The following is a 26,150-nucleotide window of genomic DNA, read 5'->3' as shown; positions in this document are numbered from 1 at the left end:
GCGTCATCCGAGCCCTGCGCCAGACAGGGCCTGCAACCAATCGTGACCTCACCCCAGCCAACTGCGCTTGCGACGCCTTGTTGCCGGGCATGCCCATGCCTGTGGCTTTGTGCAGCCGCTAAAAAATAAGGAGATACCCATGGGACTCGGCAGACGCCAGTTCTTCAAGCTCTGCACCGCCGGTGTCGCCACTGCCACCTGTGCCTCCCTGGGCTTTGCCCCCGGCATGGCCCAGGCCACGCAGTCGCGCCAGTACAAGCTGCTGCGCGCCAAGGAAACCCGCAACAACTGCACCTACTGCTCGGTGGGCTGCGGGATTCTCATGTACAGCCTCGGCGACGGCGCCAAGAACGCCAAGGCACGTATCTTCCACATCGAAGGCGACCCGGATCACCCGGTCAGCCGTGGTTCGTTGTGCCCCAAGGGCGCGGGCCTGGTGGACTACGTCCACAGCGAGCAGCGCCTCCTGTTCCCCGAATACCGCGCGCCCGGTTCGGATAAATGGCAGCGCATCACCTGGGACCATGCGATTGAGCGCATTGCCCGGTTGATGAAGGACGACCGCGACGCCAATTTCATCGAGAAGAACGCCAAGGGCACCACGGTCAACCGCTGGTTGAGCACCGGCATGCTCTGCTCCTCGGCCGCCAGCAGCGAAACCGGCTCGCTGGACCAGCGCTTCACCCGCGCCCTGGGGATTCTTGGCACCGACAGCCAGGCCAGGGTCTGCCACGCACCGACCGTGTCGGCCCTGGCGCCGACCTTCGGCCGTGGCGCGATGACCAACAACTGGGTCGACATCAAGAACGCCAACGTGGTGCTGATCATGGGTGGCAACCCGGCCGAGGCACACCCGGTAGGCTTCAAGTGGGTGATCGAGGCGAAGATTCGCAACGGCGCCAAGGTCATTGTCGTCGACCCGCGCTTCAACCGCAGCGCCGCGGTGGCCGACATCTACTCGCCGATCCGCGCTGGCTCCGACGTGACCTTCCTGATGGGCGTGGTCAACTACCTGATCAGCCACGACAAGGTCCAGCACGAGTACGTGCGCCACTACACCAATGCCAGCCTTATCGTGCGCGAGGACTACCACTTCGACGACGGCCTGTTCAGCGGCTACGATGCCGGCAAGCGCAGTTACGACCGCAGCTCATGGACCTACGAGCTGGATGAAAAAGGCCATGCCAAGCGCGACCTGACCCTGAGCCACCCGCGCTGCGTGTGGAACCTGCTCAAGGCCCATGTCAGCCGCTACACCCCCGAGGTGGTCACTAACATCTGCGGTACACCCAAGGAGGACTTCCTCGAGATCTGCGCGATCCTGGCCAGCACTTGCGTGCCCGACCGCACCGCCACTTTCCTCTATGCCCTGGGCTGGACCCACCACACCAACGGTGCGCAGATGATCCGCGGCTCGGGCATGATCCAGCTGCTGTTGGGCAACATCGGCATGGCCGGTGGCGGGGTGAACGCCCTGCGCGGCCACTCCAACATCCAGGGCTACACCGACCTTGGCCTGCTGTCGCTGCGCCTGCCCGGCTACATGAACCTGCCCTCCGACGAGCAGACCACGCTGGCCACTTACCTCAAGCAGACCACCCCCACGGCGCTGCTGGAAGACCAGGTCAACTACTACAAGCACACACCCAAGTTCTTCATCAGCCTGATGAAGAGCCTGTGGGGCGACAAGGCCACCAAAGACAACGACTGGGGTTTCGACTGGCTGCCCAAATGGGACGACAGCTACGACGTGCTCAACTACAGCAACCGCATGTTCGAGGGCAAGGTCAACGGCTACATCGCCCAGGGCTTCAACCCGGTGGCGGCCTTCCCCGACAAGAACAAGGCCCAGGCGGCGCTGGCCAAGCTCAAGTTCCTGGTGATCATCGACCCGCTGGCCACCGAAACGTCGAGCTTCTGGCAGAACCACGGCGAGCAGCACGATGTCGACACTGCCGCGATCCAGACCGAAGTGTTCCGCCTGCCCTCCTCTTGTTTCGCCGAGGAAGACGGCTCGATCGTCAACTCCGGGCGCTGGCTGCAGTGGCATTGGGCAGGCGCCGCACCGCCCGGCGAGGCCTGGCACGATGGCAAGATCCTCGGCCACCTGTTCATGAAAATCCGCGCGTTGTATGAGAAAGAAGGCGGTGCCAACCCGGCTCCGATTCTCAACATGGCCTGGGACTACGCCGACCCGTTCGACCCCAAGCCCGAAGAAGTGGCCAAGGAGTCCAACGGCCGCGCCCTGGCCGACCTGCACGACGAGCAAGGCCAGCTGATCTTGCGCAAGGGCCAGTTGCTCAGCGATTTTTCGCAGTTGCGCGATGACGGCAGCACCCAGTGCTTCAACTGGATCTTTGCCGGCTCCTGGACCGAACAGGGCAACCAGATGGCCCGGCGCGACAATGCCGACAGCGGCCTGGGCTGCACGCCGGGCTGGGCCTGGGCCTGGCCGCAGAACCGACGCATTCTCTACAACCGCGCCTCGGCCGACCCCCAGGGCAACCCGTGGGACCCGAAACGCAAGTTGATTGGCTGGGACGGCCAGCGCTGGAGTGGCGTCGATGTACCCGACTTCGCCATCAACGCCGCCCCCGGCGGCAAGGTCAATCCGTTCATCATGCTGCCCGAAGGCCTGGGCCGGCTGTTCTCGGTCGGCGCCCTGAACGACGGGCCGTTCCCCGAGCATTACGAGCCGACCGAAAGCCCGCTGGCGAACAACCCCTTGCACCCGAACGTTACCTACAGCCCTACGGCGCGGGTGTACGAAAGCGACCGCAAGCGCATGGGCAAGCGCGAAGACTTCCCCTACGTGGCCACCACCTACTCGATCACCGAGCTGTTCCGTCACTGGACCAAACACGCGCGGCTGAACGCCATCGTCCAGCCCGAGCAGTTCATCGAGATCGGCGAAAAACTGGCCAATGACAAAGGCATCGTTCAGGGCGACACGGTCAAGGTGACCACCCAGCGCGGCTACATCAAGGCCAAGGCCGTGGTGACCAAGCGTATCCGCCGGCTGGCGGTGAACGGCCAGGATGTCGACACCATCGGCATCCCTTGCCACTGGGGTTACGAGGGCGCCACCCGCAAGGGCTTCTTGGCCAACACCCTGACCCCGGGCATCGGCGACTCGAACACCCAGACGCCGGAGTACAAGGCATTTCTCGTGAACATTGAAAAGGTCTGAGGGCGAAACCATGTCCATGCAATCCCAAGACATCGTCCGCCGCTCGGCCACCAGCGTGCTGACCCCGGCGCCACACACCCGCGATCACCAGGCTGAAGTTGCCAAGCTGATCGACGTGAGCATCTGCATCGGCTGCAAGGCTTGCCAGGTGGCGTGCAACGAGTGGAACGACCTGCGTGACGAAGTCGGCCACAACGTTGGCGTGTACGACAACCCGGCGGACCTGTCTGCCGAGACCTGGACGCTGATGCGCTTCGACGAAGTCGAAGACGAAAGCGGCAAGCTCGAATGGCTGATCCGCAAGGACGGCTGCATGCACTGCGCCGACCCCGGCTGTTTGAAAGCCTGCCCGCAACCGGGGGCGATCATCCAGTACGCCAACGGCATCGTCGACTTCCAGTCCGAGCACTGCATCGGCTGCGGCTACTGCATCGCCGGTTGCCCGTTCGATGTGCCGCGCATCAGCCAGAAAGACAACAAGGCCTACAAATGTACCCTGTGCGTGGACCGCGTTTCGGTCGGCCAGGAGCCTGCATGCGTCAAGACCTGCCCCACCGGTGCGATCAACTTCGGCAGCAAGCAGGACATGCTGCACCAGGCCAGTGAGCGGGTCACCGAACTGCAGGGCCGCGGCTTTGCCGGCGCCGGTATCTACGACCCGCAAGGCGTGGGCGGCACCCATGTGGTGTACGTACTGCAGCACGCCGACAAACCGCAGCTGTACCACAAGCTGCCGACCGACCCGCGCATCAGCACCGCCATCCAGGGCTGGAAAGGCTGGATGAAACCGGTGGCCGCGGCTGCGTTCTTCGCCACCCTGGCCGGCACCCTGTTCCACTACATCGGCGTGGGCCCCAACGAGGTCGACGAAGCGGACGAGAAACGTGAGGAGGACACCCACGCATGAACACCGACAAACTGATCCTGCGCACTCGCTTCATCGACCGCGCCTGCCACTGGTTCATGGTGATCTGCTTCTTTGCCGTGGCGTTGTCTGGCCTGTCGTGGTTCTTCCCCTCGTTCAACGGCCTGAACGCGGTGTTCGGCACCCCGCAACTGGCGCGTATCCTCCACCCGTTCTTCGGGGTCGTGGTGTTCGTGCTGCTGATGTTCCTGTTCGTGCGCTTTGTGCGCTACAACCTGCCCGAACGCGAGGACGTGCAGTGGTTCAAGAACGTCAAGCAGGTACTGGCCGGCAAACATGACCCGGCGCTGAACATCGGCAAGTACAACGCCGGGCAGAAGGTGCTGTTCTGGGGAATCATGGGCCTGATCAGCCTCTTGCTGCTCAGCGGCGTGGTGATCTGGCGGCCTTATTTCGCGCCGCTGTTCAGCATCCCGGCCATTCGCATCGGCTTGCTGGTACACGCCCTGGCCGGTATTGCCCTGATCCTGCTGATCATTGGCCATGCCTACCTCGCGTTCTGGGTCAAAGGCTCGATCCGCGGCATGGTCACCGGCTACGTCAGCCGCGCCTGGGCCAAGACCCACCATGACCGCTGGTACCGCCAGATCAGCAAGCAGGACAAGCCAGGGAGCAAACCATGAGCATCCACATGACCCCGGTGCAAACGCCCACCGGCGGCGTCAACGAGATCGTTGCCGTACTGCTTCCTGCACTCAAGAAGCGCTACAGCAAGCGTGCCGCGCGCCTGCGCCAACTGGCGCAGGGCCATGCCATGGGCGACTACCTCGACTTTTGCGCGCAACTGGCCCAGGCCCAGCAACAGTTGCTTGAACACATACCGTTGCCGTCGGCGCTGGTGACGGGTCTGGCTGAACGACTGGGCACAGGCCAGCCCCCCCTCGACAACGCCGATTACCCCCGTGATCGGTACTGGCAAACGTTGTTGCACGGCTTGATCGATCACTTGCACGCCGACGCCAACCCGGCAGTGCGCGCTACCCTCGACAGCCTTCGCGAGCACAGCCCCGAACAACTGGAAGACCTGGCCAGTGCCTTGCTGACGGGCGACTTCGAGCAGGTCGGCAGTGGCCAGGCACTGTTTGTGTGGGCGGCGCTGTCGCTGTACTTCACCCAACTGGCCAGTGCCCTGCCCGCGTCGGCCAGCGCCGCGTTGGGTGAACAGCGCCAGCACTGCCCGGTGTGCGCCAGCGCGCCGGTGGCCAGTGTAGTGATGACCGGCGCCCAGGCCGGCTTGCGGTACCTGCAGTGCAGCCTGTGCGAGTGCCGTTGGCACATGGTGCGGGTCAAGTGCAGCAACTGCGAAGGCACCGGCGCGCTGGACTACTGGTCGCTGGACCGTCAGGATGCCGCGTTCAAGGCTGAAAGCTGCAACGACTGTCACAGTTACCTGAAAGTCTTCTACCCGGAAAAGGACCGCGACCAGGAACTGCTGGCCGACGACCTGGCGTCCCTGGCGCTGGATGCCGAGGTGGAACGTGAAGGGTACGGGCGTAGTGGCATCAGTCCGTTTCTATTTCCGGGTTGATATCGCCCACCACAGAGGTTTCCCATGGGCCTGAAAAAATCGTCTGCTGAACTCAAGCGCGACCTCAAGAGCGTCGCCTCGAACCTTGAGCGCACAGCGGGTGAAATCAGCAAACTGGCCGAACGCATCGACGGCGTCGATGTGGTGGCCGTGTTGCACTTGATGAACCGGCTGTATAAAGACTCCGACAAGCTTCACGCGTATGCCGACGAAATCAAGAGCGGCCGTATCGTGCGGGGCAAGGCGGAGTAAACCATCGCGGGCCAGAGCACAGCGAATTGTGCTCTTGACTTTGATCGTCCGGCCCCGTTGACCAGAAGGGCCGAACGGAGGTGTCGCGCAGCGTAGAGCCCCTGGTGGGGCGAGAATTCTGCCTACTTTTTTTCGACTGAAGAAGTAAGGCGCCGTAAGGGCGCAAAGGTGACTGCGCATCACCCTCAACAATGGTTAAACACACAAGGCCGAATCGCGGGGCAAGCCCGCTCGTACCAGTAGGAGCGGGCTTGCCCCGCGAGAAGCCTGTCCAGCCTGCACATTCGGTGTTGCCTGCATTACGGCAGCGGCGCGGCCGATCGCGGATGAATCCGCTCCCCCACACAGCAAGAGCACAGCGAAGGTAGGGCCCCTGGCCGCGTGGTACGGATCAACCCACCCGCCCCGCCACCAGCAACACCCCAATCAGCTCCGCCAACCCCAGCACCTGCAGATACACCGCACTATCAGCCAACAGGCTACGCCCCTCTCCCTGCTGGACCAGCGTTGCAGCCCCAACCCGATCCCCGAACAACATCAACGCCCGCGCACTGTCATCCTGGCGCGACGTCCAGCACAACCCCTGCACCTCAGCGCATTGCCTGTGAATCGCTTCGGCCCACAGCCGCGTCAACGGATACTGATCCTTCTCGGTATCGATCAACACCTTGCGCGGCACCCCCAGCTTGCGCAGCGCCTTGCTACCCAGATCCACCAACAACAAATCCTGCCCGCAGTGCAGCAACGAATGTTGCTGCCCCACCAGCTTGCCCTTGTCATAGGTTTTGAACCCGGCCACAAAGGGCACGTCATGAAACACCGTCTCCATCGCCGCACAATCGAAACTGGTGCCACCGTACAACGTCGGAATCGGCCGTCCATGCACATCACGAATCGGACTGAAACGCGCATTGCCCCGAAGGCCTGGATTGAATTGGTCAGCGCCATAGCAATCGAGGTGTACCCGATGAATCGGCGTACCCGCCGCCCAGGTCAGGGTCGATAGCTGCAGCCTGTCTGGCGGCTGCGGCGTATCAGCCATGGGCTACAACCTGCAGCTCATCCTCGGCAGCGGCAAGTACCCGGTCAGGCTCCCGGGCCAGCAGGTCCAGCGGACGCTGTCCCGCCAGAAAGCTGTTGGCCGACATGAACCAGTAGGCCAGGCCCCAGCTGTCTTTATGCTCGCCAAACCGCTCCAGCACCGGGGCCATGGCTTTCAACGGCCGGTAGCCGCCGGCAGCGTCCAGGCCATAGGCCGGAAAGTAATCCACACCATGGTGGCGCAAGGCAAAGATCGCCCCTTCACGCTTCCATTTGTTGGGTTGGGCGCTGGGGTTGCTCAGGCTGAACCCGGCAAGCCCGGCGATCTGCGCCGCGGTCAGCCACTCGCCGCTCTCCAGCACTGCCGTACGCGCCTGGGCCAGCATCGCAGCCTCCTTGAGCGCGGTGGGCGTGGGCGGCACCTTGGGTACCAGGGCCTCGACGATGGACTCCAGCGCCTGCCGGTGCTGGCGACCAACCAGGTCTTTGACGAACCCGGCAATGCTGGCAAAGGTTTCGGCAATGGCATCTGCCTCGCGCGGGCTGGCCTGGGCAAGGGCCACGGCGACGACTTTTTCGGCTTCGCGCTGCCGCTGCTGCTGCTTAGGATCGGTCCGGCGGTTCATGGGACCTCCGCATGATTAGATCGGATATGAATAATTCATACTAATCCAGATCACCCTGCACCTCCATCCGCGCGCACTCGTGCCGACGACCGGCGCGCAAATCCTGTGGGCCGTCTTACACTTGGGGGAGTGTCTTTCCCCCTGCGTGCATGGAGCGCAACACAATGCCAAGCCTGGATTTTCTCATTACCTCCCTGATCGTCGTGCTGATCCCCGGTAGCGGTGTGATCCTGACCATCTCCACCGCCCTGGTGGCCGGCACGCGTGCCAGCCTGTACACGGCGCTCGGTTGCACCGCCGGGATCGTCCCGCACTTGCTGGCCTCGATCCTCGGGCTGTCGGCAATCCTGCACACCAGTGCCCTGGCCTTCCAGGCGCTGAAGTTCGCGGGCGTCGCCTACCTGCTGTACCTGGCCTACGCCACCTGGCGCGACCGCTCGGCCTTTGCCGTCGACAGCAACACCAAGGTCGGCAGCGCTGGCAGCCTGATGCTGCGGGCGGGCCTGTTGAACATCCTCAACCCCAAGCTGACCATTTTCTTCCTGGCATTCCTACCCCAGTTCATCACCCAGCAGGGTGGCTCGGTGACCGCGCAGATGCTCAGCCTCAGCGGGGTGTTCATGCTCATGACGTTGGTGGTGTTCATGTTGTACGGCCTGCTGGCCAACCTGTTCCGCCGCGCGGTGATCGAGTCGCCGCAGGTGCAGAACTGGCTGCGCCGCAGTTTTGCGGCATCCTTTGCCGGCCTGGGCCTGAACCTGGCGTTCGCCCAGCGCTGAGGAGCGCGTGCGATGAACCGCTGTGAGGTACTGATCGTCGGTGCCGGCCCCACCGGGCTGGTGCTGGCGTTGTGGCTGAGCAAGCTGGGCGTGAAGGTGCGCATCATCGACCGGACCGCCAGCCCCGGTACTACCTCGCGCGCCCTGGCGGTGCAGGCCCGGACCCTTGAGTTGTACCGTCAGTTGGACCTCACTTCGGCGGTCCTCGAGCAGGGCCACCGGGTGCCGGCGGCCAACCTCTGGGTCAAAGGCGAAGCAGCCGCGCGCCTGCCCTTCAGCGCAATTGGTGCCGACCTGACCCCCTACCCCTTCCTGCACATCTACCCCCAGGACGAGCACGAGCAACTGCTGATCGAGCGCTTGCGAGGTTTTGGTGTGGAAGTGGAGCGCCAGACCGAACTGCTGGGCTTCAACCAGGATGAGGGGGGCGTCAGCGCCCAGTTGCGCCACGCCGACGGGCTGCAGGCGCAGTGCGAAGCGGCTTACCTGGCCGGCTGCGACGGTGCCCGCTCGACCGTGCGCAAGGCACTGGGCATCGGTTTTCCTGGCGGCACCTACCAGCAGGTGTTCTATGTGGCCGATGTGCAGGCCCAGGGCCCGGCACTCAACGGTGAACTGCACGTGGACCTGGACGAGGCAGACTTTCTGGCTGTCTTTCCCCTGGCAGGCAGTGGCCGTGCGCGCCTGATCGGTACAGTGCGCGATGAACGTGCCGAACACCCCGATAAACTGCGCTTCGAAGATGTCAGCCAGCGGGCTATCGAGCACCTGAAGGTGCAGGTGCAACAGGTGAACTGGTTTTCCACCTACCGGGTCCATCATCGGGTAGCCGAGCAGTTCAGCCAGCAACGTGCGTTCCTGCTCGGCGACGCCGCCCACGTTCACAGCCCGGCCGGTGGCCAGGGCATGAACACCGGTATCGGTGATGCCATCAATCTCGCCTGGAAGCTGACCAGCGTGCTGCGCGGCCAGGCCGAGGACAGCCTGCTCGACACCTTCGAGATCGAACGCAGCGCCTTTGCCAGGCGGCTGGTGGCGACCACCGACCAGGTGTTCAACTTCATCACCGCCGATGGCCGCCTGGCCGGCCTGCTGCGCACCCGCCTGGCACCGCGCCTGTTCCCGCGAGTGGTAGCGTTGAAGTCGGCGCGCGAATTCCTCTTTCGGACGGTCTCGCAAATCGGCATCAACTATCGCGACATGCCGCTCAGCGTTGGCAGCGCCGGCCATGTTCATGGCGGCGATCGCATGCCATGGGTGGCCGATGACGGACGCGACAACTACAGCACCCTGACCCGCGTGCGCTGGCAAGTACAGGTGTACGGCGCGGTAGGTGCCGACCTGGTGCAATGGTGCGGCACCCGTGGCATACCGGTGGAGGTATTCAACTGGAGCGAAGCCCATGAAGCTGCCGGGCTGATGCGCGATGCGGTGTACCTGCTGCGCCCCGACAGCTACGTCGCCCTGGCCTGGAGCAACGCTGGGGCGGAGGTACTGGAGCAGTACTTTGCCGAGCGCGGGCTGACCGGCCGCTGATACGCGGCCGTCAGATCATTGCCTCGCCGCGCTTGCGGGCTGCACGTATATCGCGCCAGAGGGTCACCAGCAGCACCATCAGTACCACCAGCGAGATCGCCGGCCAGACCAGAAAATATACTGTCAACCACATACCACTTCTCCTTGTATCGAAGGTTGTTCACGCTGGAACGAGGTCACCCGCGTTGCCAGCAGGTCGAAGTCGAAACGCTCGTGGTTGCGCAGGCTCAGGGCCACGCAGACCACTGTGCTGACCCCGTAGGCGGTCAGCGAACCCAACAGCACGATGTACTCGCGCAAGGTGCCGATGAACGTCGGCAGCATGATTGCCAGTGCCACTGCAGCCACCGCAAATGCCGCCATGCGCCCGAAAAAGCCGAAGGTCATCAGCCCCAGCACCACCGCGCCACCCACCGCCGCGCAGATTTCGAAGAACACCGCCACCGCACCGTCGACCTGCACCAGTTCGAAGCGCACCACGGTGAACAGCAGCACCGCCGACAACACCGACCAGACAAAGGCGCGGTTGTTGACCCGGTCCCAATAGCAACTGGCGATCACCGGGAACACAATCGCTCCCCACAGGGCACCGACAAACACCAGCATGACCAGGATGTCGAACTTGAGACTGGCGAATACCACGCCGAACAGCGTGGCAATCACCATGGTCGCGCGCCCCCACCAGAGCATGCGACGCGGGTCCGGGTTGCCCTTGGCGAGGTTCTTGCCGTACACATCGGTCATGACGATCGCCGAAAGTGCGGTCAGGTCGGAATCGGCGGTCGATGACAGCGAGCCGATCACCAGAATGAAGAACAACGCAATTCCAACAGGGGGCAGGTAGGTCGAGGCCATCTGCGGAATGATGTTGTTCATGTCGCCGTTGACGGGCTCGAGCCCGGTGAACAACGCCAGCAGACCCAGCATGCCCAGGCCGATGACGATGGCGCCATAGCCGATGGTGGCAGTCAGGAAGGTCGGCTTGATCAAGTCTTCACGCACGGCGAACAGACGCTGGGCAATGGTCTGGTTGCCAATGGCATAGGCCAGCACGGCCACGAAGTACGGTGCGCCCTGCTCCAGGATCGCCTTGGTGGAGTAGAAGTCGGCTTGCTGGGCATCCAGGCGCCACATATTGGCGGCCAGCAGGTCGGGACCACCGGCATTGAAAAAGATCAACGGAATAATAATGACCGCGGCCAGGATCATCGCCACCAGTTGGGCGAAGTCGGTCATCACCGAGGCGCGAAAGCCCGACCACAGCGTATACGACAGTACCCCGAGACCGGCGATCAGCACGCCCTGGATGAAAGTCAGCGGGCTGAGCATCGACACCAGCGCACCCGCAGCCGTGAAATTGACCATCAGGCTGATGCAACTGCCAATGATGTTGGACACCGCCATGATCATCTGGCTGGAGGTGCCATGGCGGGCGTGAAGGATTTCGGCCAGCGTGTGGGCCTTGGGCGCCAGTTGGCGAAAGCGCCTACCGAAGGGGTAGATGAACAGGATCATCAGCGCGCCCCAGAAGCCATAGTGCAGTGGCCCGGAGAGGCCGTACTTGAAGCCCGACGTGGCGCTGGCATAGAACGAGGCGGCCCAGATCCAGGTGGCGATCATGCTCGCGCTCGACAGCCCGAAACCCACGGCGCTGTTGGAGACCATGAAACCATCGACGTTTTCGTTTTTCTCACGAATCAACAGTGACAGGAGGAAGGTGGTGCCGTAGAAGCCGACCAGCAGCAGAATCGCCGAGGCGGCTGACAGCTGAAAAAAAGCAGTGTCTTGCATCGTGTTTTCCCTTTCTCTTTCGCAGGTTCGGTCATGCATGACCAGAGGTGGCTGCGAGAAGGCCGTTTGCGCGGGGTGCGATGGGCGGCGAGCCCCATGGCCAAGCCGTCGAAACACTGAGCAGAATTGCGGATGCGCGTGGACTTGCGCGAATGTGCAAGACGCGCCTGGGGCGCGAGGTATCTGCGAAACAAGGCAGAGCGTGCTTCGACGCTGGGCGTCGGGCCACTGAGCGTGACCTGGATGTTGACCCGGCAAAAGCAGGGCCAATGGTGAATTGCGAGAGAGGGAGTATAGGGAGACAGGGGGCGATGGTCCAGCCTTGGACCCGTCCCCCTGAACGCTACAGCGGGCGATCGGCCATACCGGCATTGGCAAAGCGGTAGGTGGTGACCCCGCACAACAGCAGGCCGACCACTGCCAGCGAGCCACCCACCAGGCCGATATTGGCCAGCCCCATATGCACGCTGACCAGGCTGCCGATCAAGGCCCCGGCGCCAATACCGATGTTGTAGATCCCCGAGAACATTGCCATGGCCACGTCCGTGGCATCGGAAGCCAGGATCAGCACTTTGGACTGCAGCGCCAGGCTGAAGCACATGATCGAGATGCCCCAGAACACACTCAGCGTACCGAGCAGGCCGAAGTCGGCGGACAACGGCAACAGCAGCAACAGGCAGGCCGCCAGCATGGCAATGGCGGCAATCAGGAAACCGCTGGGGAAACGTTCGCTGTAGCGGCTGAACAGCACTGAGCCAAACACCCCAGCACCACCGAACAGCAACAGCAACACGGTGGTCAGCTCGCCACTGATCTGCGCGACGTTCAAGGCAAAGGGCTCGATGTAGCTGTAGGCGGTGAACTGCGCGGCAATCACCAGCGCCACCAGCACATACACCGTGACCAGTGCCGGGCGCTTGAACAACACCGGTACACTGCGCAGCGAGCCCGAGTTCTGGCTAGGCAGCAACGGCAGCGACTTGACCAGGCAAATCAAGGTCGCCAATGCCACCCCGGCAATGGCCAGGAAGGTGGTGCGCCAACCCAGCGCCTCCCCTACTACCCGCCCCAGGGGGATGCCCATGACCATCGCCAGGGTGGTGCCAGTCGCCAGCAGCCCCAGGGCCTTGGCCTGTTGCCCCGGCGGCGCCACCCGCACGGCCAGCGATGCGGTGATGGCCCAGAACACGGCGTGGGCCAGGGCGATGCCGATACGGCTGAGCAGCAGCATGCCAAAGCTCTGCGCCACCCCCGAGAGCAGGTGGCTGACGATGAACAACGCGAAGACGATGATCAGCAGTTTACGCCGCTCGATGTTGCGGGTGAGCAGCATCATCGGCAGCGACGCCAGGGCTACCACCCAGGCATAGATAGTCAGCATCAGGCCGACCTGGGCGGTTGGCATCTGAAAGCTTTCGCCGATATCACTGAGCAGGGCCACCGGCACGAACTCGGTGGTGTTGAAGATAAAGGCCGCCAGGGCCAGGGCGATCACACTGAGCCAGCTGCCGGCTCGCGCATCCACGGGGGTATTCATCGGTGGGGGTGTTACTCCAGATCGATTGCAGTCGCAAGGCACGGATCGTGCGCCCAGCATGAAGCACCCAAGGCCGTCGGACCTGAGTGGAAGCGTGTGCGCAGAGGAATTGGTTATAAGTATGCGGGGTATCGCTTGGCGGCAAGGATAGTACGTCATGGGCCGGGTCACAACCGCGCGGCGGGCGTGCATCTGCAGTTTTAGCGGGCACTGCTACACTGAATTCGCACGCGGAGGATTACACCATGTCCGACAAAGAAATCACCAAACTTCTGACCCTGATCGACCATCGGCAGACCACATTGGCCAGCGCCTGCAAAGAGATTGCCGACTGGATCGACCGCCAGGGCGATATCCCTGTGGCCGGCAAGATCCGCGCCAGCCTCAAGGCGGTGGAAGCCGACGAAGCCCTGGTCAAAAAGACCCTGACCTCGCTCAACGTCGAACGCCCGCTACCGCGTTTTCGCTGATCGTCGCCACACCTGACATTAAGCTCAACCCGGCTTCATGGCTGTGCTGCCGCGTTTTTCATAATCGCGAGGACTTGTCATGCGTATGCCTCCCCTTCTGCTTGCCGCACTGCTTGTTGCCAGCCCGCTGGCGATGGCCAAGACCGAATGTTCCAAGGCCGACAAGGTCCAGTGGCAAGACCCGGACAACTTCCAGCAAGAGCTGAAAAAGCAAGGTTACGAGATCAAGAAGTTCAAGATCACTGACGGCAACTGCTACGAGATCTATGGCTGGGACAAGGACAAGCGCAAAGTGGAAATCTACTTCGACCCGGTCACGGGCAAGAAGGTGAAAGAAGAGATCGACTGACGTGAAGGCCGACACACTGCGCCTTTGGGACCCCATGGTGCGGTTTTGCCACGGGTCGCTGGTGGTGGCCTTTGTCGGGGGCTACTTCTTCACCGAAGAAGGTGATGGCTGGCACCGCTGGCTGGGCTACTACGCCGTGGCCATTGTGCTGGCCCGGACGCTATGGGGGTTTGTAGGTACACCGGCAGCGCGCTGGTCCGACTTCTGGCCCACCCCTGCCCGGCTCAAATGGCACCTGCACGCGCTGATCCAGGGCAAGGACTATCACCGCCTCGGCCACTCGCCCATCGGCGCACTGGTCATGGTGCTGATGATGCTGTTGATGGTCGGGCTGGGTGTCAGCGGTTTTCTGATGGAGGAAGTGGACTACTTCTGGGGTGAAGAACTGCCGCGCGATATTCACGAGTACATGGCCAACACCTTGCTGGGGCTGGCCTGTGTACACATCGCCGCGGCGGTGTTCGAGAGCCTGCGGCTTAAAGAGAACCTGCCGCTGTCGATGATCACCGGTAGGCGGCGCAGCCGCTGACTACAACACCAGGTGACTGCATGGCGCTTGCTGCGCAGCCGATCGCAGCCTCGTTCCTCGCCAGCCTGCGATCGGCCGCACAGCGGTCGTGGTCGGCAATCACAACCTCAGAAGCGATAGTGGGTGCTCAGCTCCAGGGTGCGCGGTGCGCCCGGAGTAATCAGGTCGACCGAGCCGTGGGCCGAGGCGTAGTAGTCGCGGTCGAACACGTTGCGCAAACGCAGTGCCATGTCCCACTTCGGCTGGTTGTACAGCAAGGCCGCATCGACGGTGGTGTAGGACGGCATCACCACCACGTTGTCCAGCGCGGTGTAGCGCTGGTCCACATAGTTGGCACCCATGCCCACCCGCCAGGTTTCGGTCAGGGAGCGCACCAGCCACAGGTTGGCACTGGTGCGCGGGGTCAACGTTGGGGTCTGGCCTTCGTTAGCTACGCCGTTGGTGCTGCTGTTGGACTTGGTGATTTCCGCATCCAGGAAGGCAAAACCACCATACACCTGCCATTTGTCTGTCAGCTGACCGCTGACGGTCGTTTCGACACCATCGGTACGCTGCTCGCCCGACAACACCAGGTTGGCCGGGTTGGCCGGATCGGTGGTCTTCATGTTGGTGCGCTCCAGGCGGAACACCGCAGCCGTCACCGACAGGCGACTGTCGAGCAGGTCCCATTTGGCACCGATCTCGTAGTTAGTGGTTTCTTCCGGCTCCAGCCCCTGGTTGCCGGTGCTCAGGGCAAACACCTCGGACGAGGGCTGGTAGGAGCGGCTGACCGATACGTAGTAGGACTGGATCTGGTCGGGCTGGAACACCAGGCCAATACGCGGGCTCCAAGTGGTGTCGGTACGGGTGAGGTCGGCGCCGCTGAGGTCATCGGCGTATTCCTGCTCGAACACGTCGTAGCGTACCCCGACCAGAGCCTTCCACTGCGGAGCCAGGTCGATCAGGTCCTGCACGTAGAAGCCGGCGGTGTCCTGGGTGGTGGTGCCCTTGGTGGTCTGGCGGTTGGCCTGGAACGGCACATCCACCAGCCCCTCGCGGAACACCGGTACCTGGGCCACGTTGTTCTGGCTGAACACCGACTGATCCTTGACCTGACGGCCCAACTCCACCCCGTACAGCAGGTTGTGGTTCATGCCGGCCAGTTGCGCCTGGTGCTTGAGCTCGGTCTGGTTGAACCAGCCGTCTTCGGTGCGCTGCACATTGCCGCGGTTGAGTTTGACCAGCAATTCACCATTGGCAGCGGTGACAAAACGCGTGGGGCTGGCATCGGCCAGGGTATTGTTGCGGTCCAGGTCGTAGTGGTAGTAGCGGCTGGTGTTGCTCAGAGTGAAGTCGTCGTTGAGGCGGTAATCAACGCCTGCGGTGAACGAGAACACTTCGCTGCGGGCGTAGTCGTCATCCGGGTCGCCGGCGCCAAAACGCTTGTCGCGGTCGACATCCACCGGGCGATCGCCCAGGGCGGGAATGCCGAAATCGATCAGGCGCTTGTCATACAGGTAGGTGGCGCCGACGGTCAGGTCCAGGTCGTCGGAGAGCTTGAAGTAGGCGGTCGGCGCGATGGCCTTGCGGTCGATGTAGCCGTCATCGCGGAAGGTGTCGCTGTCTTCCAGGGCGCCAGTGATGCGGAACGCTTTGTCGCCCTGCTGCTGGTCGGCCCAGCCAGCATCGAACTGGGTGCGGCGCTTGCCTTCGCTGTCGAAGGTTACGCCCGCTTCCTGCACCGGGTTGAAGTTGGGCTTCTTGCTGACGTTGTTGATCAGGCCACCCGACGACCCGCGCCCGTACAGCACCGCCGCCGGGCCCTTGATCACCTCGACCCGCTCGACATTGGAAAGGTCGCGATAGTACAGGGCATCGTCGCGCAGGCCATCGACGTACATGTCACCGATGGCGCTGAAGCCACGGATGGTGACCTGGTCGCGCTGGCCGTCGCCGTTGGACAGGCCGATACCGGGCACGTTCTTGAGCACGTCTTCCATCGACTGCGCGCCCTGGTCCTTGATCACGCTTTGCGGCACGACGTTGACCGTCTGCGGGATGTCGCGCAGCGGGGCATCGATTTTCAGCGCGGTCTTGCTTTCGCTGGCCTTGTAGCTCTGTTCTTCATAACTGCTGTTGACCGAGGTTGCCGGTATAGCCAGGGTTTCGGCTTGCAGCGCTGGAGCAACCAACATGCCCAGCACGGAAAGAGAGGCCGGGCGAATGCGCGAAAATGCCACCATGCGTTCCTTTTTGTAAAGATTGTAAAGAAGGGTGCGAATGGTAACGATTTGTAAATGAGAAGTGAACGCTATTACTGTAGAAGTTTTGAAGACGCGCACAAAAAAGCCAGGCTGCAGTCGTGGACTGCAGCCTGGCTTTTTTTAACCATCGCGGGGCGATCAATGCATGTGCTTGTGCTCATGCATTTCGGCGTTCAAGGCACGTACCGGCGCGTTGATCTCGAGGGTCTGCTTCTGGCCCTTGGCGTCTTCGATCACCAGGGTCAGGGGCACCTGCTCGCCTTCCTTGACCTGTTGTTTGAGCTTCATCAGCATCACGTGGTAGCCGTTGGGGTCGAGGCTGACGGCCTTGCCGGCGGGCAAGTCGACGCTCTGCACCTGCTTCATGCCCATGACGTCGTTGTTCATGGTCATCTGGTGTACCTGGACGATTTCGGCCACAGGCGACTGCACGTCCACCAGCTTGCTGTCGCTGCTGGCGGTCAAGGTCATGAAGGCACCGGTGGACTGCTGGTGCGCCACGGTGGCACGAACCCAGGCATCGGTGACGCTGGTGTCGGCCAATGCCGGCAGGGCCAGGCCGAAAACAGCCAGGGCGGCCAGGGTGCGTTTGAGGGTTGGATAGCGCATCAACATACCTCCATGACCGTGAGCAGATCTTCCGTACACTCTTTGGCGGTCAGTGAATGGGACAGTCCCAGGCGCAGCTGGCCACGGGAGTCGAAGACGTAGCTGGTCGAGGTGTGCGAGATCGTATAGGTATCGCCCGCCGGGACCTTTTCGTAGAACACGCCAAATTCCTTGGCGGCTGCGGCGGTTTCCTCAAGGGTGCCGGACAACGCCACGAACGAAGGGTCGAACGCCTTGACGTAGGCATCGAGCACCTCGGGGGTGTCACGTTCCGGATCCAGGCTGATGAACACCACCTGCAAGAAGCCGCCATCGCGGCCCATCAGCTTCTTGATCTGCGCCGCGCGCGCCAGGGTGGTCGGACACACCGCCGGGCACTGGGTAAAGCCGAAGAACACCATGGGCATGGTGCCCCAGAAGCTGGACAGCGTACGTTCGTTGCCCTGGGTGTCCTTGAGTTTGAAGGAACGGCCAAGGATCTTGTTGCTCATGTCCTTGCCGTACTTGAACGACAAGGCGCCACCGCCTCTGTCGCAACCTGCCAGAACCCCGAGGCTCAGCAGGCTGATCCCGGCCATGACCTGGCGCCGGGTCAGTAAATCAGTCATGTAACCATCCTTTTGGGAAGGTGTTTCGCCTCGTATGCGAGGCCTGTCGAAAAAGCGCGACATTTTGTCATGTGGGCCCGCCGGGGTTCCAGCGCCGATCGCTCCGTACGTCTGTAACCCTTTAATTACGGGGTGCGGCCCGTTGTCGCAGAATGTGACAAGAACCTCAACCAACCGATAACCCACTACCACCCTGCCCGCCCATCCGATCAAGTGCCTCACAAAGCTCACCTCTACCGCTATATAATTTTGTATATTGCGTGACGAATGGCCCAGCCAGGCGAGAACACCGATGGAAAACCTGTTGTATGAACCTACCCAGGGCACACCCGCCGGCGTGCCCTATGTCAGTGCCCGGGCGGTGGAGAAAAGGCCCAACGAGCCGGGGCGGCGCAATCGCGCGCTGATTTTGCGGGTTGCAGCCAAAGCGTTCGCCCGTAACGGTTTCGCCGCCACCACCCTGAGCGAGGTTGCGCAGTTGAGCGGTTTGCCCAAGGCCAACGTGAACTATTACTTCCTGTCCAAGGAAAACCTCTACCGGCAGGTACTCGACAGTGTCGCCCAGCGCTATCTGGACGCCTTTACCCAGTTGCGCCCGGAAAACTCGCCGCGGGAGGCCCTGGAGCGATTGATCCGCGCCAAGTTCAAGATCATTCGCACCCGTCCGTGGGCGGCGAAAGTCTTTGTCGCGGAAATGATGCACGGCGCGCGGCACCTGCCCCGCGAGCATGCGGTGCGCCTGCAGCATGAAGTGGACCGGGGTGTCGAGTGCCTGCAACAGTGGATCGACAACGGCCAACTGGCCGCCATCGATGCCCGGCACCTGCTCATCAGTCTCTGGTCGACCACCCAGGCCTATGCCAATTTCGGCGCCCACCTTGTAAGCGATGCGCACAAGAGCAAGGCCAGCGACACCGACCTGGACAACGCCGTGGCCAGCATCACTCGCCTGGTGCTGCGCGGCGTGATGCCGGCCTAGGCGCTCTGCACCTCGGCGTCGTCGGCCACCACGCGGTTACGGCCCCCGGTTTTAGCACGGTACAAGCGCTGGTCGGCGCGCTTGAGAATGGCCCCGGAAGCCTGCGAATCGACGCTGCGGCAGGCCACGCCGATCGAGATCGTGAGTGTTCCCACCTGGGCTATTTCGGTGGTAGCAACGGTATGGCGGATGCGTTCGGCAATGTCCCGGGCCGCCTCCAGGCTGGATTCCGGCAGCACCAGCACGAACTCCTCGCCACCGGCACGGCAGGCCAGGTCTTCGGCGCGGGAACACTGCTGAATGATCGCAGCCACCTGTTTGAGGGCGATGTCGCCGACGTCATGGCCAAAGGTGTCGTTGACCCGTTTGAAGTGGTCGATATCCAGGGCCAGCACGGCATAGTCGCGTTCCGTCTGATCGAGTGCTTGCAACGAGGCATCCATTGCCCGGCGGTTGGCCAGCCCCGTCAATGCATCGCTCTGGGCGGCCTGGCTGAGGCTGCCGATTTTTTGCCGCACCCGCTGCACGCTGCCGAGCAAGGCCTGGCGAATGGCCGCCGCCTCCCGGTACCAGGCATTGATGGCATTCAGCTCTTCAGACGTATTCGGGGCCGACAGGCGGTTGGCGCTTTTTGCCAGCTGCTGCAACGGCCGGGTAATCAACATGGTGCCGAGCAGAATCAATATCAGCCCCACCAGGCCCGCCGGCACGATCTTGATCAGCATGTCGCGCATCAGTGTTTCCAGCGGCGCCAAGGCCAGCGCCCTGGGCTGCTGCGCGACCACCGCCCAGTTGGCGTTCTTCACCTGGGCGTATCCGGCCAGCATCTGGATGCCCTTTAGGTTCGGCACATCCATGGCCCCGTTTTCGCCGCGCAAGGCAGCATCGACGGTCGGGCTTGAAGTAAGCACTTCGCCGATACGCGGATGATCAGAGTGATACAAAAGGCGCCGGTTGTCGTCGGCAACGAAGGCGTAGGTACCGTCATGGTGATAGTGGTTGCCGATCAGCGTGTGCAGCACGCCTTGGTCACGGATGAATACCGATGCACCAACGACACCGAGAAACTCCCCGGCCGCACTGAAAATGGGATTGGAGATAAACACGATCAGGTTGCCCGTTACCGTCACATAGGCATGACTGACCAGAGGGCGGCGCTCCTTGAGTGCCTGCTGGATTTCATCGGACCTCAATGTGGTACCGATCAAGTGCGCCTGATCGGGGTACGCCTGCAGGACCTTGCCACTGGCGTCGATAATGCGCACGGCGTTGAAGTCGGTGTCCTGGGCGTGCAAGCGCACGGCTTCATCCTTGAGCAACTGCGGGTTGCCAAAGTCCCGGGCAACCATCTGGCTGCTGTAGCCCAGATGATGGTGGGCCGAACTCAGGAACTGGCCGATGCTCGAAGCGACCTTGGAGGCGTAGGCGCGGTTCGCCTCCAGGCGTGAGTGGATCAACGCATCGCGCTGTACGCCATAGGCCACCCACAGGCTGTTGCACAGCGTGGCCATGACGGCCAGGAGGACGAAGGTAAGGATCAGGCCGCGTAGGCCGATGGCGTTCGGACGTAAGTACTTCATGCTTCCTGCCGTAGGTAAATCCTGCGTTTGTAGCCTAGCTGTTATGGGTCGCGGGGCAAGCCCGCGCCTACAGTGGAAGCGGGACCGTTACACCACGTCCACCCACTGCGCGCCCACCAGGCTTGCCAGGTGTCCTGGCTCGATCCGCACCGCAGCGTTGGGTGCGCCGCCTGCCGGGAATACAACGGAAAAGCTTTTGAGCGACACATCGCAATACACCGACAACGGCCGCACCAGCCCGAACGGGCAGACGCCACCGACCGGGTGCCCGGTCGCCTCTTCGACCTGCGCGGCATCGAGCATGCGCGCCTTGACGCCAAAGTGCTGCTTGTACTTGCGGTTGTCCAGGCGCGCATCGCCCCGGGTGACCAGCAGAATGACCTCCTCGCCCACCCGCAGTGACAGGGTCTTGGCAATCTGGCCATGTTCGACCCCCAGGGCCTCGGCGGCCAGGGCGACGGTGGCGGTGCTGGTACCCAGCTCGACGACTTCGATATCGGGGGCGTGATGGGCAAAATAAGCCCGGACTGACTGCAAGCTCATGAGTGACGTGTCCTTGTGATTGAGGCGTTGCGGTTTGACCCAAAGCCGCAATGGAACATGACCCCCTCACACTTGGCAAGCACCCGACCGGTCAGTGCAACGCCCGCGTCACCAGGAAATTCTGCAGGTCGGGTTCATCATCCAGCTCAATGGCCCGGACCGGCCGTGGCAACGCGTCGAGTACCTTGCGCCAGAATGCGTGGGCGGTTTCGTCCTGGTCGTAGTAACGGATCAACCAGTCGCTCTCCCCGCTCATCAATACCTGGCTGGCCAATGCGCTGGCGATGCCCTTGCGCCGGTAGCGCCTGAGGATGAACAGGTCGGCCAGCTCCAACGCATTGAACGCCGGCAGTTCACTGCGCTCGATCAGCATGAAGCCTGCAATGAAACCCTCGACCAGAATCAGGTTGGCGCTCCAGTCCGGCTCTTGCCAGTAGCGCAGCAGGTGCTCGTCATGAATGTAGAAACGGCCGTCCGCCTCCACGTCTTCCTGCTCCCAGTCCGAGGACTCATAGGCATAGAACTGGTAGAGGTTGCGGATCAGTTCGACGTGTTCGGGGCCGGTTTGCAGCAGCTCGACGGTGAGTTCGCTCATGGCTGGGCCTCGAAAGCAGACAGGCAGGAATCATGGATCGAAAGCATGGGGATCTCGGTCTAAAAACAAGGGTGCCTGATTGGCGGGCGCCATTGTTATCAATGCCGGATCGCGGGGCAAGTCGAGACGTCGCACCGCCGCTCCCACAAGGAGGTCCTCCATGAAGGCGATAGACCCACCACCGATGTCCCGCCGCAGCGTCCTCGCCTACGCGATCGTCCTGCCACTGGCGCTGCTGGCCTTGATCTTCCTGCCCGCCGGCAGTCTCACCTGGGCTCCCGGCTGGAGGTTTCTCGGCGTGCTGGTGGTGGGCTTTGGTGTCTCGGCCCTGATACTGGCCCGGGTCAACCCGGTGATCTACCGCGCGCGCAGCCGCTTTCAACCCGGCACCAAACGCTGGGACAAGGCCTTGCTGGCAATCATTCTGCCGGCGATGACCGCCGTGTTGCCCGTGGCGGCGCTCGATGCCGGGCGCTTTCACGGGTCATCAGTACCGGGCTGGATGGTACTGCTGGGCTACCTCGGCATTCTTGCAGGGATCGCGGTGACCGCCTGGGCGCAGGCAGTCAATCCGTTCTTCGAGCCCGGCGTACGTATCCAGTCCGAGCGCCAGCAACGGGTGATCGACAACGGCCCCTACCGCTTTGTCCGCCACCCCGGCTACATCGCCGCGCTCTGGCTATTTTTCGGCATGGCGCTGGCGCTGGGCTCGTTCTGGGCGCTGCTCCCGGCCGCCCTGGCCGCAGCGCTGCTGGTGGTGCGTACCGGCTGGGAAGACCGCTTGCTGCAGGCCGAACTTGCCGGGTACGCCGCCTACGCCCAACGGGTGCGCTGGAAACTGATGCCCGGCCTCTGGTAGCGCAAGCCTGGTCAGTAAGTACCGCGCAGGGTCAGCATAAAGTTGCGCGGGTCGCCGTAGTAGTTGCCATAGGTCGAGGTGCCGACGGTCTGGTAGTACTTCTTGTCGAACAGGTTGTTGCCGTTGAGCGCCAGGTCCCAGTGCTCGTCCAGTTTGTAGTCCACCAGCGCGTTCCAGGTGGCATAGCCACCCTGGCCGAAGTCGAACGGCACGTTGCTCTGGGCCACGCTGCCATCGGGATTGAAGCGCGTGGTGGTACCCGACACATAGGTGGCGCTCTGCACCTGCACACCGCCGCCCACCTTGAAGTCGTGCAGCACGCCTGGCAGGCGGTAGGTGGTGTAGAGCTTGAACAGGTGCTTGGGCATGACCGTGCTCAGCGGGACATCGGCACTGCGGTTACGGTTGAGGTTGAAGGTGTAGCCACCGATCAGGGTCCAGTCCGGCAGCAGTTCGCCAGAGGCTTCGATGTCCACACCCTTGCTTACCACCTTGCCGTTGCTCAGGTAACAGCAGCTACCGGCGAACAGGCTGCTGGTGCCGGCGTAGGCCGGGTCGATCACTGCCTCGTTTTCGCGGGTGGTGTAGTACAGGGCGATGTTGGTGTTCAAGGCGCCGTCGAACAGTTCGCCCTTGACGCCGGTCTCGTAGGTTTTGCCCTTCATCGGCTCGATCGGGCTGCCTGGCTGTGGGCCGGAGAGCTTGTTGGCCTGGGGCTTGTAGATTTCCGAATAGCTGGCGTAGGCCGACCACTGATCGCTCAGGTCGTAGACGATACCGCCGAAGGGCGTGAGTTTGGTGCCGATGCGCTGGTCGACATCCGACACCGGGCTCCACACATCGCCACTGCGGGTCTGGTAGGTCTGGTTGAAGTGATAGCGCTGGGCCCGGGCACCGACGATCAGGTGCAACGGTTCGGCCAACTGCAGGCGCAGGCTGGAGTACAGGCCGTACTGACGCTGAGCATTGGGGTTGTAGTCGCGGCTGTAGTCGGTGTGATTGGCCGGCTCCTCCCAGGGCGTTGCCGCCGGGCCGAAGACGTTCACCGGCCCGCCAAAGCCCGGGTGCGGCGCAGTGCCCAGCCAGCGGCTGTCGATGCGCTGGTAATCGGCGCCCACCACCAGTTGGTGATCGAGGCCAAAGGCCTGGAAGTCGCCGGCCAGGTTGACGTCGTACAGGTGCTGCTCGTTTTCCTGGCGGCTCTGGGTACCGTACCACGTCACCCCAGTGCCGGTGGTGGGGCTGACCGCATTGAGGGTAGAGGCGGTCTTGAACCAGGACACATCCCAGATGTTGGTGTACGACAGGTTGAGCTTCCAGTCGTCGTTGAAGCGGTGGTCGTACTTGGCGAAATACTCACGCGCGGTAGTGTCGGCAAACGCCCAGCTCTGGGTCAGGCCGGTGTGCCGCGGCAGGCCCAGGTCGGCACCGTCGCTGTAGCGTGGCACCGAACTCTGGGTGCCGTTTTCATGGGATTTGTTGTAGCGCACGCCGAAAGTGAACATGTCGGCGTCGGTGAGATCAGCCTCCATCACCCCGTACACCAGCGGCTTTTGTGTGCTGCGCTTGTCGACGAAGTACTGGCGGTCGGTATTGGCCACCACCAGACGCCCACGCAGGCGACCGTCCCAGCCCATGGGGCCGGTAAGGTCCAGCTCCTGGCGGTAGTTGTCCCAGCTGCCGGCGCTCAGGGTCAGCTTGAGCTGGTTGTAGGCCATTGGCCGTTTGCGCACCAGGTTGATAATGCCACCAGGGTCGCCCGAGCCACCGAACAGCGCCGCCGAACCACGCAGCACTTCGACGTGGTCGAACTCGGCCAGGTCGAAGATGTTCGAGGAGTAGAACGAGCCCATGGCAGTACCCAGCGCCTGGGGGGCAGCGCCGTCGATCTGCAGGTTCTGGATGGAGAAGCCGCGGGAGATGAAGTCCTGGATACGGAAGGTGGTGCTCTGGGTAATCACCCCAGGCGTGGCCTTCATCGCTTCGTTGATGTCGGTCATCTGCTGGTCTTCGATCAACTGACGGGTAATCACCGAGACCGACTGTGGCGTTTCCCGCAGACTGGTGGGCGACTTGGAACCGACGCTGATCAGGCCCGGCGCATAGCTGCCGGTGTTCTCGGTACTTTCCCCCATGCCCTGCCCGGCCACGGTGGTCACGCCCAGCTCCAGGGTTTGCCCGGACTGCAGATCGAGCACCGGCAACAGCACATAACCGTCGTCGCTTTGGCTGCTGCGATAGCCGCTACCGTCGAGCAAGGTGGCAAAACCGTCTTCCACGGTGTAGTTGCCGACCAGGCCATGGCTGGCACGCCCCGCCAGTTCATCAGCCTGGAACACCAGGGCGACACCGGCCTGCTGGGCAAAGCGGTTCAGCGCAGTGCTCAGCGGCCCGGCCGGAATGTCGTAACGCTGCTGGGACTGGGCCACAGCCAGTTGCGGCATGGCCACGACCACCCCGGCACAGGCCAGGTGAATACACAGCGCAATGGGGCTCAGGGTGGGTGAGGCAGCAAATCGACGCATGGTGCAACGGCTCCTGTTTTAATCATGTTGGCCCTTTGCTTGACGGGCCACGCTGACAATGCGGAACCGATGGAAATGATTATTTTTCAGCTGGTCGTCGTTCGATGCGCGTCCACAGCGGCGTAAACGACTGCAGACGGATCGGCAAGGCCTGGGCCAGCAGCTGCAAGGCACGCTGGGTATCGTCCAGTGGCAGTACGGCAGACACCTTCAGATCGGCCAGAGCCGCCGCATCGAATTGCAGGTGCCCGCGACGCTGACGCCCCAGTGCCTCCAGCACCTTGGGCAGCGGCCATTGCTCGACCACCAGTTGATGCCCCTGCCAGGCCTGCTCGAAGCTGGCAGGGTCGATATCCGGCAGCCGGCCCACTGCATCGGGACGCACCCATACGCGCCCGCCGCTGCGCACCTCCAGCGCCTGGCTGTGGTCCGCGCTTTGCGCCGCCACGCTGGAGTGCAACATGCTCAACTCGCTCTGGCCTTGCCCACGGCTGACCACAAAACGCGTGCCCAGGGCCTTGAAACTGCCTTCATCCGTGACCACCACGAACGGCCGGCCCGGGTCTGGCGCAACGTCCACCAGCACCTGACCGCGCAGCAACTCGACGCGACGCTGGCCACTGCCGAGGTTCAGATCGACAGCGCTGTTGCCATACAGGGTGATACGCGAGCCGTCTTCCAGCGTACGGGTATGCCACTCGCCTGGCGCGGTGTGCAGGTCGACGAACAGGTCATCGATGCGGTAGCCGCCCAAGTGCATCACCAGCCCCAGGTTGGCCAGTAGAACGCCCAGGCCCAACAGGTGGCGCGCACGCGGTACCTTGTTGCGACGCTTGCCGTTGGCCTCCAGTGCAGCCCGTACGGGCCGGCGCTGCGAGCACAGGCCGTGAAGCTGCGCAACCACGCTGCTGATGCGATCGAACGTGGCCTGGTGGCGGCTGTCGAGCTGGCGCCAGCGCTCGAACGCCTGGCGCTCCTGCTCGCTCAGCTCGCCTTCGCCCAGGCGCAGGACCCACTCGGCAGCCTGGGCCTCGATGCTGTCATCGACGTGCATTG

25 protein-coding genes are annotated in these 26,150 nt (G+C 62.8%); 12 read left to right on the top strand and 13 right to left on the bottom strand.

Annotated features, from left to right (window positions below):
- Window positions 1-139 precede the first annotated feature (139 nt).
- The 5 genes from fdnG to H621_RS0101795 are packed head-to-tail and all read left to right on the top strand — an operon-like array spanning window position 140 to window position 5,895.
- Entirely contained in the window at window positions 140-3,190 is a 3,051-nt protein-coding gene (gene fdnG, locus H621_RS0101815; RefSeq protein WP_084167901.1) for a formate dehydrogenase-N subunit alpha, read from the top strand.
- Window positions 3,191-3,206: 16 nt separating this feature from the next.
- The gene (gene fdxH / locus H621_RS0101810) at window positions 3,207-4,097 is read left to right on the top strand and encodes a formate dehydrogenase subunit beta (RefSeq protein WP_301843000.1); all 891 of its coding nucleotides are present in this window, start codon (window positions 3,207-3,209) and stop codon (window positions 4,095-4,097) included.
- The gene (locus H621_RS0101805; protein WP_028941723.1) at window positions 4,094-4,738 is read left to right on the top strand and encodes a formate dehydrogenase subunit gamma; all 645 of its coding nucleotides are present in this window, start codon (window positions 4,094-4,096) and stop codon (window positions 4,736-4,738) included. Before fdxH ends, H621_RS0101805 begins: the two co-directional genes overlap by 4 nt.
- On the top strand, window positions 4,735-5,643 hold the full coding sequence (fdhE, locus tag H621_RS0101800; RefSeq protein WP_028941722.1) for a formate dehydrogenase accessory protein FdhE: 909 nt from the start codon (window positions 4,735-4,737) through the stop codon (window positions 5,641-5,643). Before H621_RS0101805 ends, fdhE begins: the two co-directional genes overlap by 4 nt.
- 24 nt (window positions 5,644-5,667) lie before the next feature.
- Window positions 5,668-5,895: a hypothetical protein gene (locus H621_RS0101795; RefSeq protein WP_028941721.1), complete on the top strand. Its 228-nt coding sequence runs from the start codon at window positions 5,668-5,670 to the stop codon at window positions 5,893-5,895.
- Window positions 5,896-6,286: 391 nt separating this feature from the next.
- Here H621_RS0101795 and H621_RS0101790 read toward each other — a convergent pair whose 3' ends face one another.
- Both H621_RS0101790 and H621_RS0101785 read right to left on the bottom strand, forming a co-directional pair.
- Entirely contained in the window at window positions 6,287-6,937 is a 651-nt protein-coding gene (locus tag H621_RS0101790) for an RES family NAD+ phosphorylase (RefSeq protein ID WP_028941720.1), read from the bottom strand.
- A complete protein-coding gene (locus H621_RS0101785; RefSeq protein ID WP_028941719.1) occupies window positions 6,930-7,562 on the bottom strand; it encodes a hypothetical protein in 633 nt (210 codons plus the stop codon). Before H621_RS0101785 ends, H621_RS0101790 begins: the two co-directional genes overlap by 8 nt.
- A 164-nt stretch (window positions 7,563-7,726) precedes the next feature.
- Here H621_RS0101785 and H621_RS0101780 point away from each other — a divergent pair, with 164 nt between their 5' ends.
- Window positions 7,727-8,341: a LysE family translocator gene (locus H621_RS0101780; protein WP_028941718.1), complete on the top strand. Its 615-nt coding sequence runs from the start codon at window positions 7,727-7,729 to the stop codon at window positions 8,339-8,341.
- A gap of 12 nt (window positions 8,342-8,353) precedes the next feature.
- Entirely contained in the window at window positions 8,354-9,877 is a 1,524-nt protein-coding gene (locus tag H621_RS0101775; RefSeq protein ID WP_028941717.1) for an FAD-dependent monooxygenase, read from the top strand.
- Window positions 9,878-9,887: 10 nt separating this feature from the next.
- Here H621_RS0101775 and H621_RS28845 read toward each other — a convergent pair whose 3' ends face one another.
- The 3 genes from H621_RS28845 to H621_RS0101760 form a co-directional block, all read right to left on the bottom strand.
- Entirely contained in the window at window positions 9,888-10,010 is a 123-nt protein-coding gene (locus tag H621_RS28845; protein WP_209420922.1) for a putative transporter small subunit, read from the bottom strand.
- A complete protein-coding gene (locus tag H621_RS0101765; RefSeq protein ID WP_028941716.1) occupies window positions 10,001-11,668 on the bottom strand; it encodes a sodium:solute symporter family protein in 1,668 nt (555 codons plus the stop codon). Before H621_RS0101765 ends, H621_RS28845 begins: the two co-directional genes overlap by 10 nt.
- 343 nt (window positions 11,669-12,011) lie before the next feature.
- Entirely contained in the window at window positions 12,012-13,205 is a 1,194-nt protein-coding gene (locus H621_RS0101760) for a sugar transporter (RefSeq protein ID WP_028941715.1), read from the bottom strand.
- A gap of 245 nt (window positions 13,206-13,450) precedes the next feature.
- On the opposite strand from H621_RS0101760, the gene H621_RS0101755 reads away from it, so the two are divergent.
- The 3 genes from H621_RS0101755 to H621_RS0101745 all read left to right on the top strand — a co-directional run bounded on the left by H621_RS0101755 (window position 13,451) and on the right by H621_RS0101745 (window position 14,553).
- Window positions 13,451-13,675 carry a hypothetical protein gene (locus tag H621_RS0101755; protein WP_028941714.1) on the top strand — a complete coding sequence of 75 codons (225 nt, stop codon included), beginning with the start codon at window positions 13,451-13,453 and terminating at the stop codon, window positions 13,673-13,675.
- 85 nt (window positions 13,676-13,760) lie between these two features.
- Window positions 13,761-14,024: a PepSY domain-containing protein gene (locus H621_RS0101750; protein ID WP_028941713.1), complete on the top strand. Its 264-nt coding sequence runs from the start codon at window positions 13,761-13,763 to the stop codon at window positions 14,022-14,024.
- A gap of 1 nt (window position 14,025) precedes the next feature.
- Complete coding sequence (locus tag H621_RS0101745; protein WP_028941712.1) at window positions 14,026-14,553, top strand: cytochrome b/b6 domain-containing protein; 528 nt, start codon at window positions 14,026-14,028, stop codon at window positions 14,551-14,553.
- 107 nt (window positions 14,554-14,660) lie between these two features.
- Here the strand turns inward: H621_RS0101745 and H621_RS0101740 are convergent, their stop codons facing one another.
- The 3 genes from H621_RS0101740 to H621_RS0101730 form a co-directional block, all read right to left on the bottom strand.
- Window positions 14,661-16,775, bottom strand: coding sequence for a TonB-dependent receptor (locus tag H621_RS0101740; protein ID WP_028941711.1), 2,115 nt, complete (start codon window positions 16,773-16,775; stop codon window positions 14,661-14,663).
- 159 nt (window positions 16,776-16,934) lie between these two features.
- Window positions 16,935-17,405, bottom strand: a complete 471-nt coding sequence (locus H621_RS0101735; RefSeq protein WP_028941710.1) for a copper chaperone PCu(A)C — start codon at window positions 17,403-17,405, stop codon at window positions 16,935-16,937.
- Window positions 17,405-18,013, bottom strand: coding sequence for an SCO family protein (locus tag H621_RS0101730; protein ID WP_028941709.1), 609 nt, complete (start codon window positions 18,011-18,013; stop codon window positions 17,405-17,407). Before H621_RS0101730 ends, H621_RS0101735 begins: the two co-directional genes overlap by 1 nt.
- A gap of 292 nt (window positions 18,014-18,305) precedes the next feature.
- Here H621_RS0101730 and H621_RS0101725 point away from each other — a divergent pair, with 292 nt between their 5' ends.
- Complete coding sequence (locus H621_RS0101725; protein WP_084167900.1) at window positions 18,306-18,992, top strand: TetR/AcrR family transcriptional regulator; 687 nt, start codon at window positions 18,306-18,308, stop codon at window positions 18,990-18,992.
- Here the strand turns inward: H621_RS0101725 and H621_RS0101720 are convergent.
- From H621_RS0101720 to H621_RS0101710, 3 genes are all read right to left on the bottom strand, one after another.
- Window positions 18,989-20,572, bottom strand: coding sequence for a sensor domain-containing diguanylate cyclase (locus H621_RS0101720; RefSeq protein ID WP_084167899.1), 1,584 nt, complete (start codon window positions 20,570-20,572; stop codon window positions 18,989-18,991). The genes H621_RS0101725 and H621_RS0101720 overlap by 4 nt on opposite strands.
- Window positions 20,573-20,659: 87 nt before the next feature.
- Complete coding sequence (locus H621_RS0101715; RefSeq protein ID WP_028941706.1) at window positions 20,660-21,115, bottom strand: YbaK/EbsC family protein; 456 nt, start codon at window positions 21,113-21,115, stop codon at window positions 20,660-20,662.
- A 91-nt stretch (window positions 21,116-21,206) separates the two neighbouring features.
- On the bottom strand, window positions 21,207-21,710 hold the full coding sequence (locus H621_RS0101710; RefSeq protein ID WP_028941705.1) for a GNAT family N-acetyltransferase: 504 nt from the start codon (window positions 21,708-21,710) through the stop codon (window positions 21,207-21,209).
- Window positions 21,711-21,870: 160 nt separating this feature from the next.
- On the opposite strand from H621_RS0101710, the gene H621_RS0101705 reads away from it, so the two are divergent.
- On the top strand, window positions 21,871-22,569 hold the full coding sequence (locus tag H621_RS0101705) for a methyltransferase family protein (RefSeq protein ID WP_245219007.1): 699 nt from the start codon (window positions 21,871-21,873) through the stop codon (window positions 22,567-22,569).
- 11 nt (window positions 22,570-22,580) lie between these two features.
- On the opposite strand, the gene H621_RS0101700 is transcribed toward H621_RS0101705, so the two are convergent.
- The gene (locus tag H621_RS0101700; protein ID WP_028941703.1) at window positions 22,581-25,094 is read right to left on the bottom strand and encodes a TonB-dependent siderophore receptor; all 2,514 of its coding nucleotides are present in this window, start codon (window positions 25,092-25,094) and stop codon (window positions 22,581-22,583) included.
- A gap of 79 nt (window positions 25,095-25,173) precedes the next feature.
- On the bottom strand, window positions 25,174-26,148 hold the full coding sequence (locus H621_RS0101695) for a FecR family protein (protein ID WP_028941702.1): 975 nt from the start codon (window positions 26,146-26,148) through the stop codon (window positions 25,174-25,176).
- Between the last annotated feature and the right edge of the window lie 2 nt (window positions 26,149-26,150).

This window comes from Pseudomonas vranovensis DSM 16006 (assembly GCF_000425805.1).
Classification (GTDB): domain Bacteria; phylum Pseudomonadota; class Gammaproteobacteria; order Pseudomonadales; family Pseudomonadaceae; genus Aquipseudomonas; species Aquipseudomonas vranovensis.
This window is presented reverse-complemented; position numbering and strand designations above follow the sequence as displayed.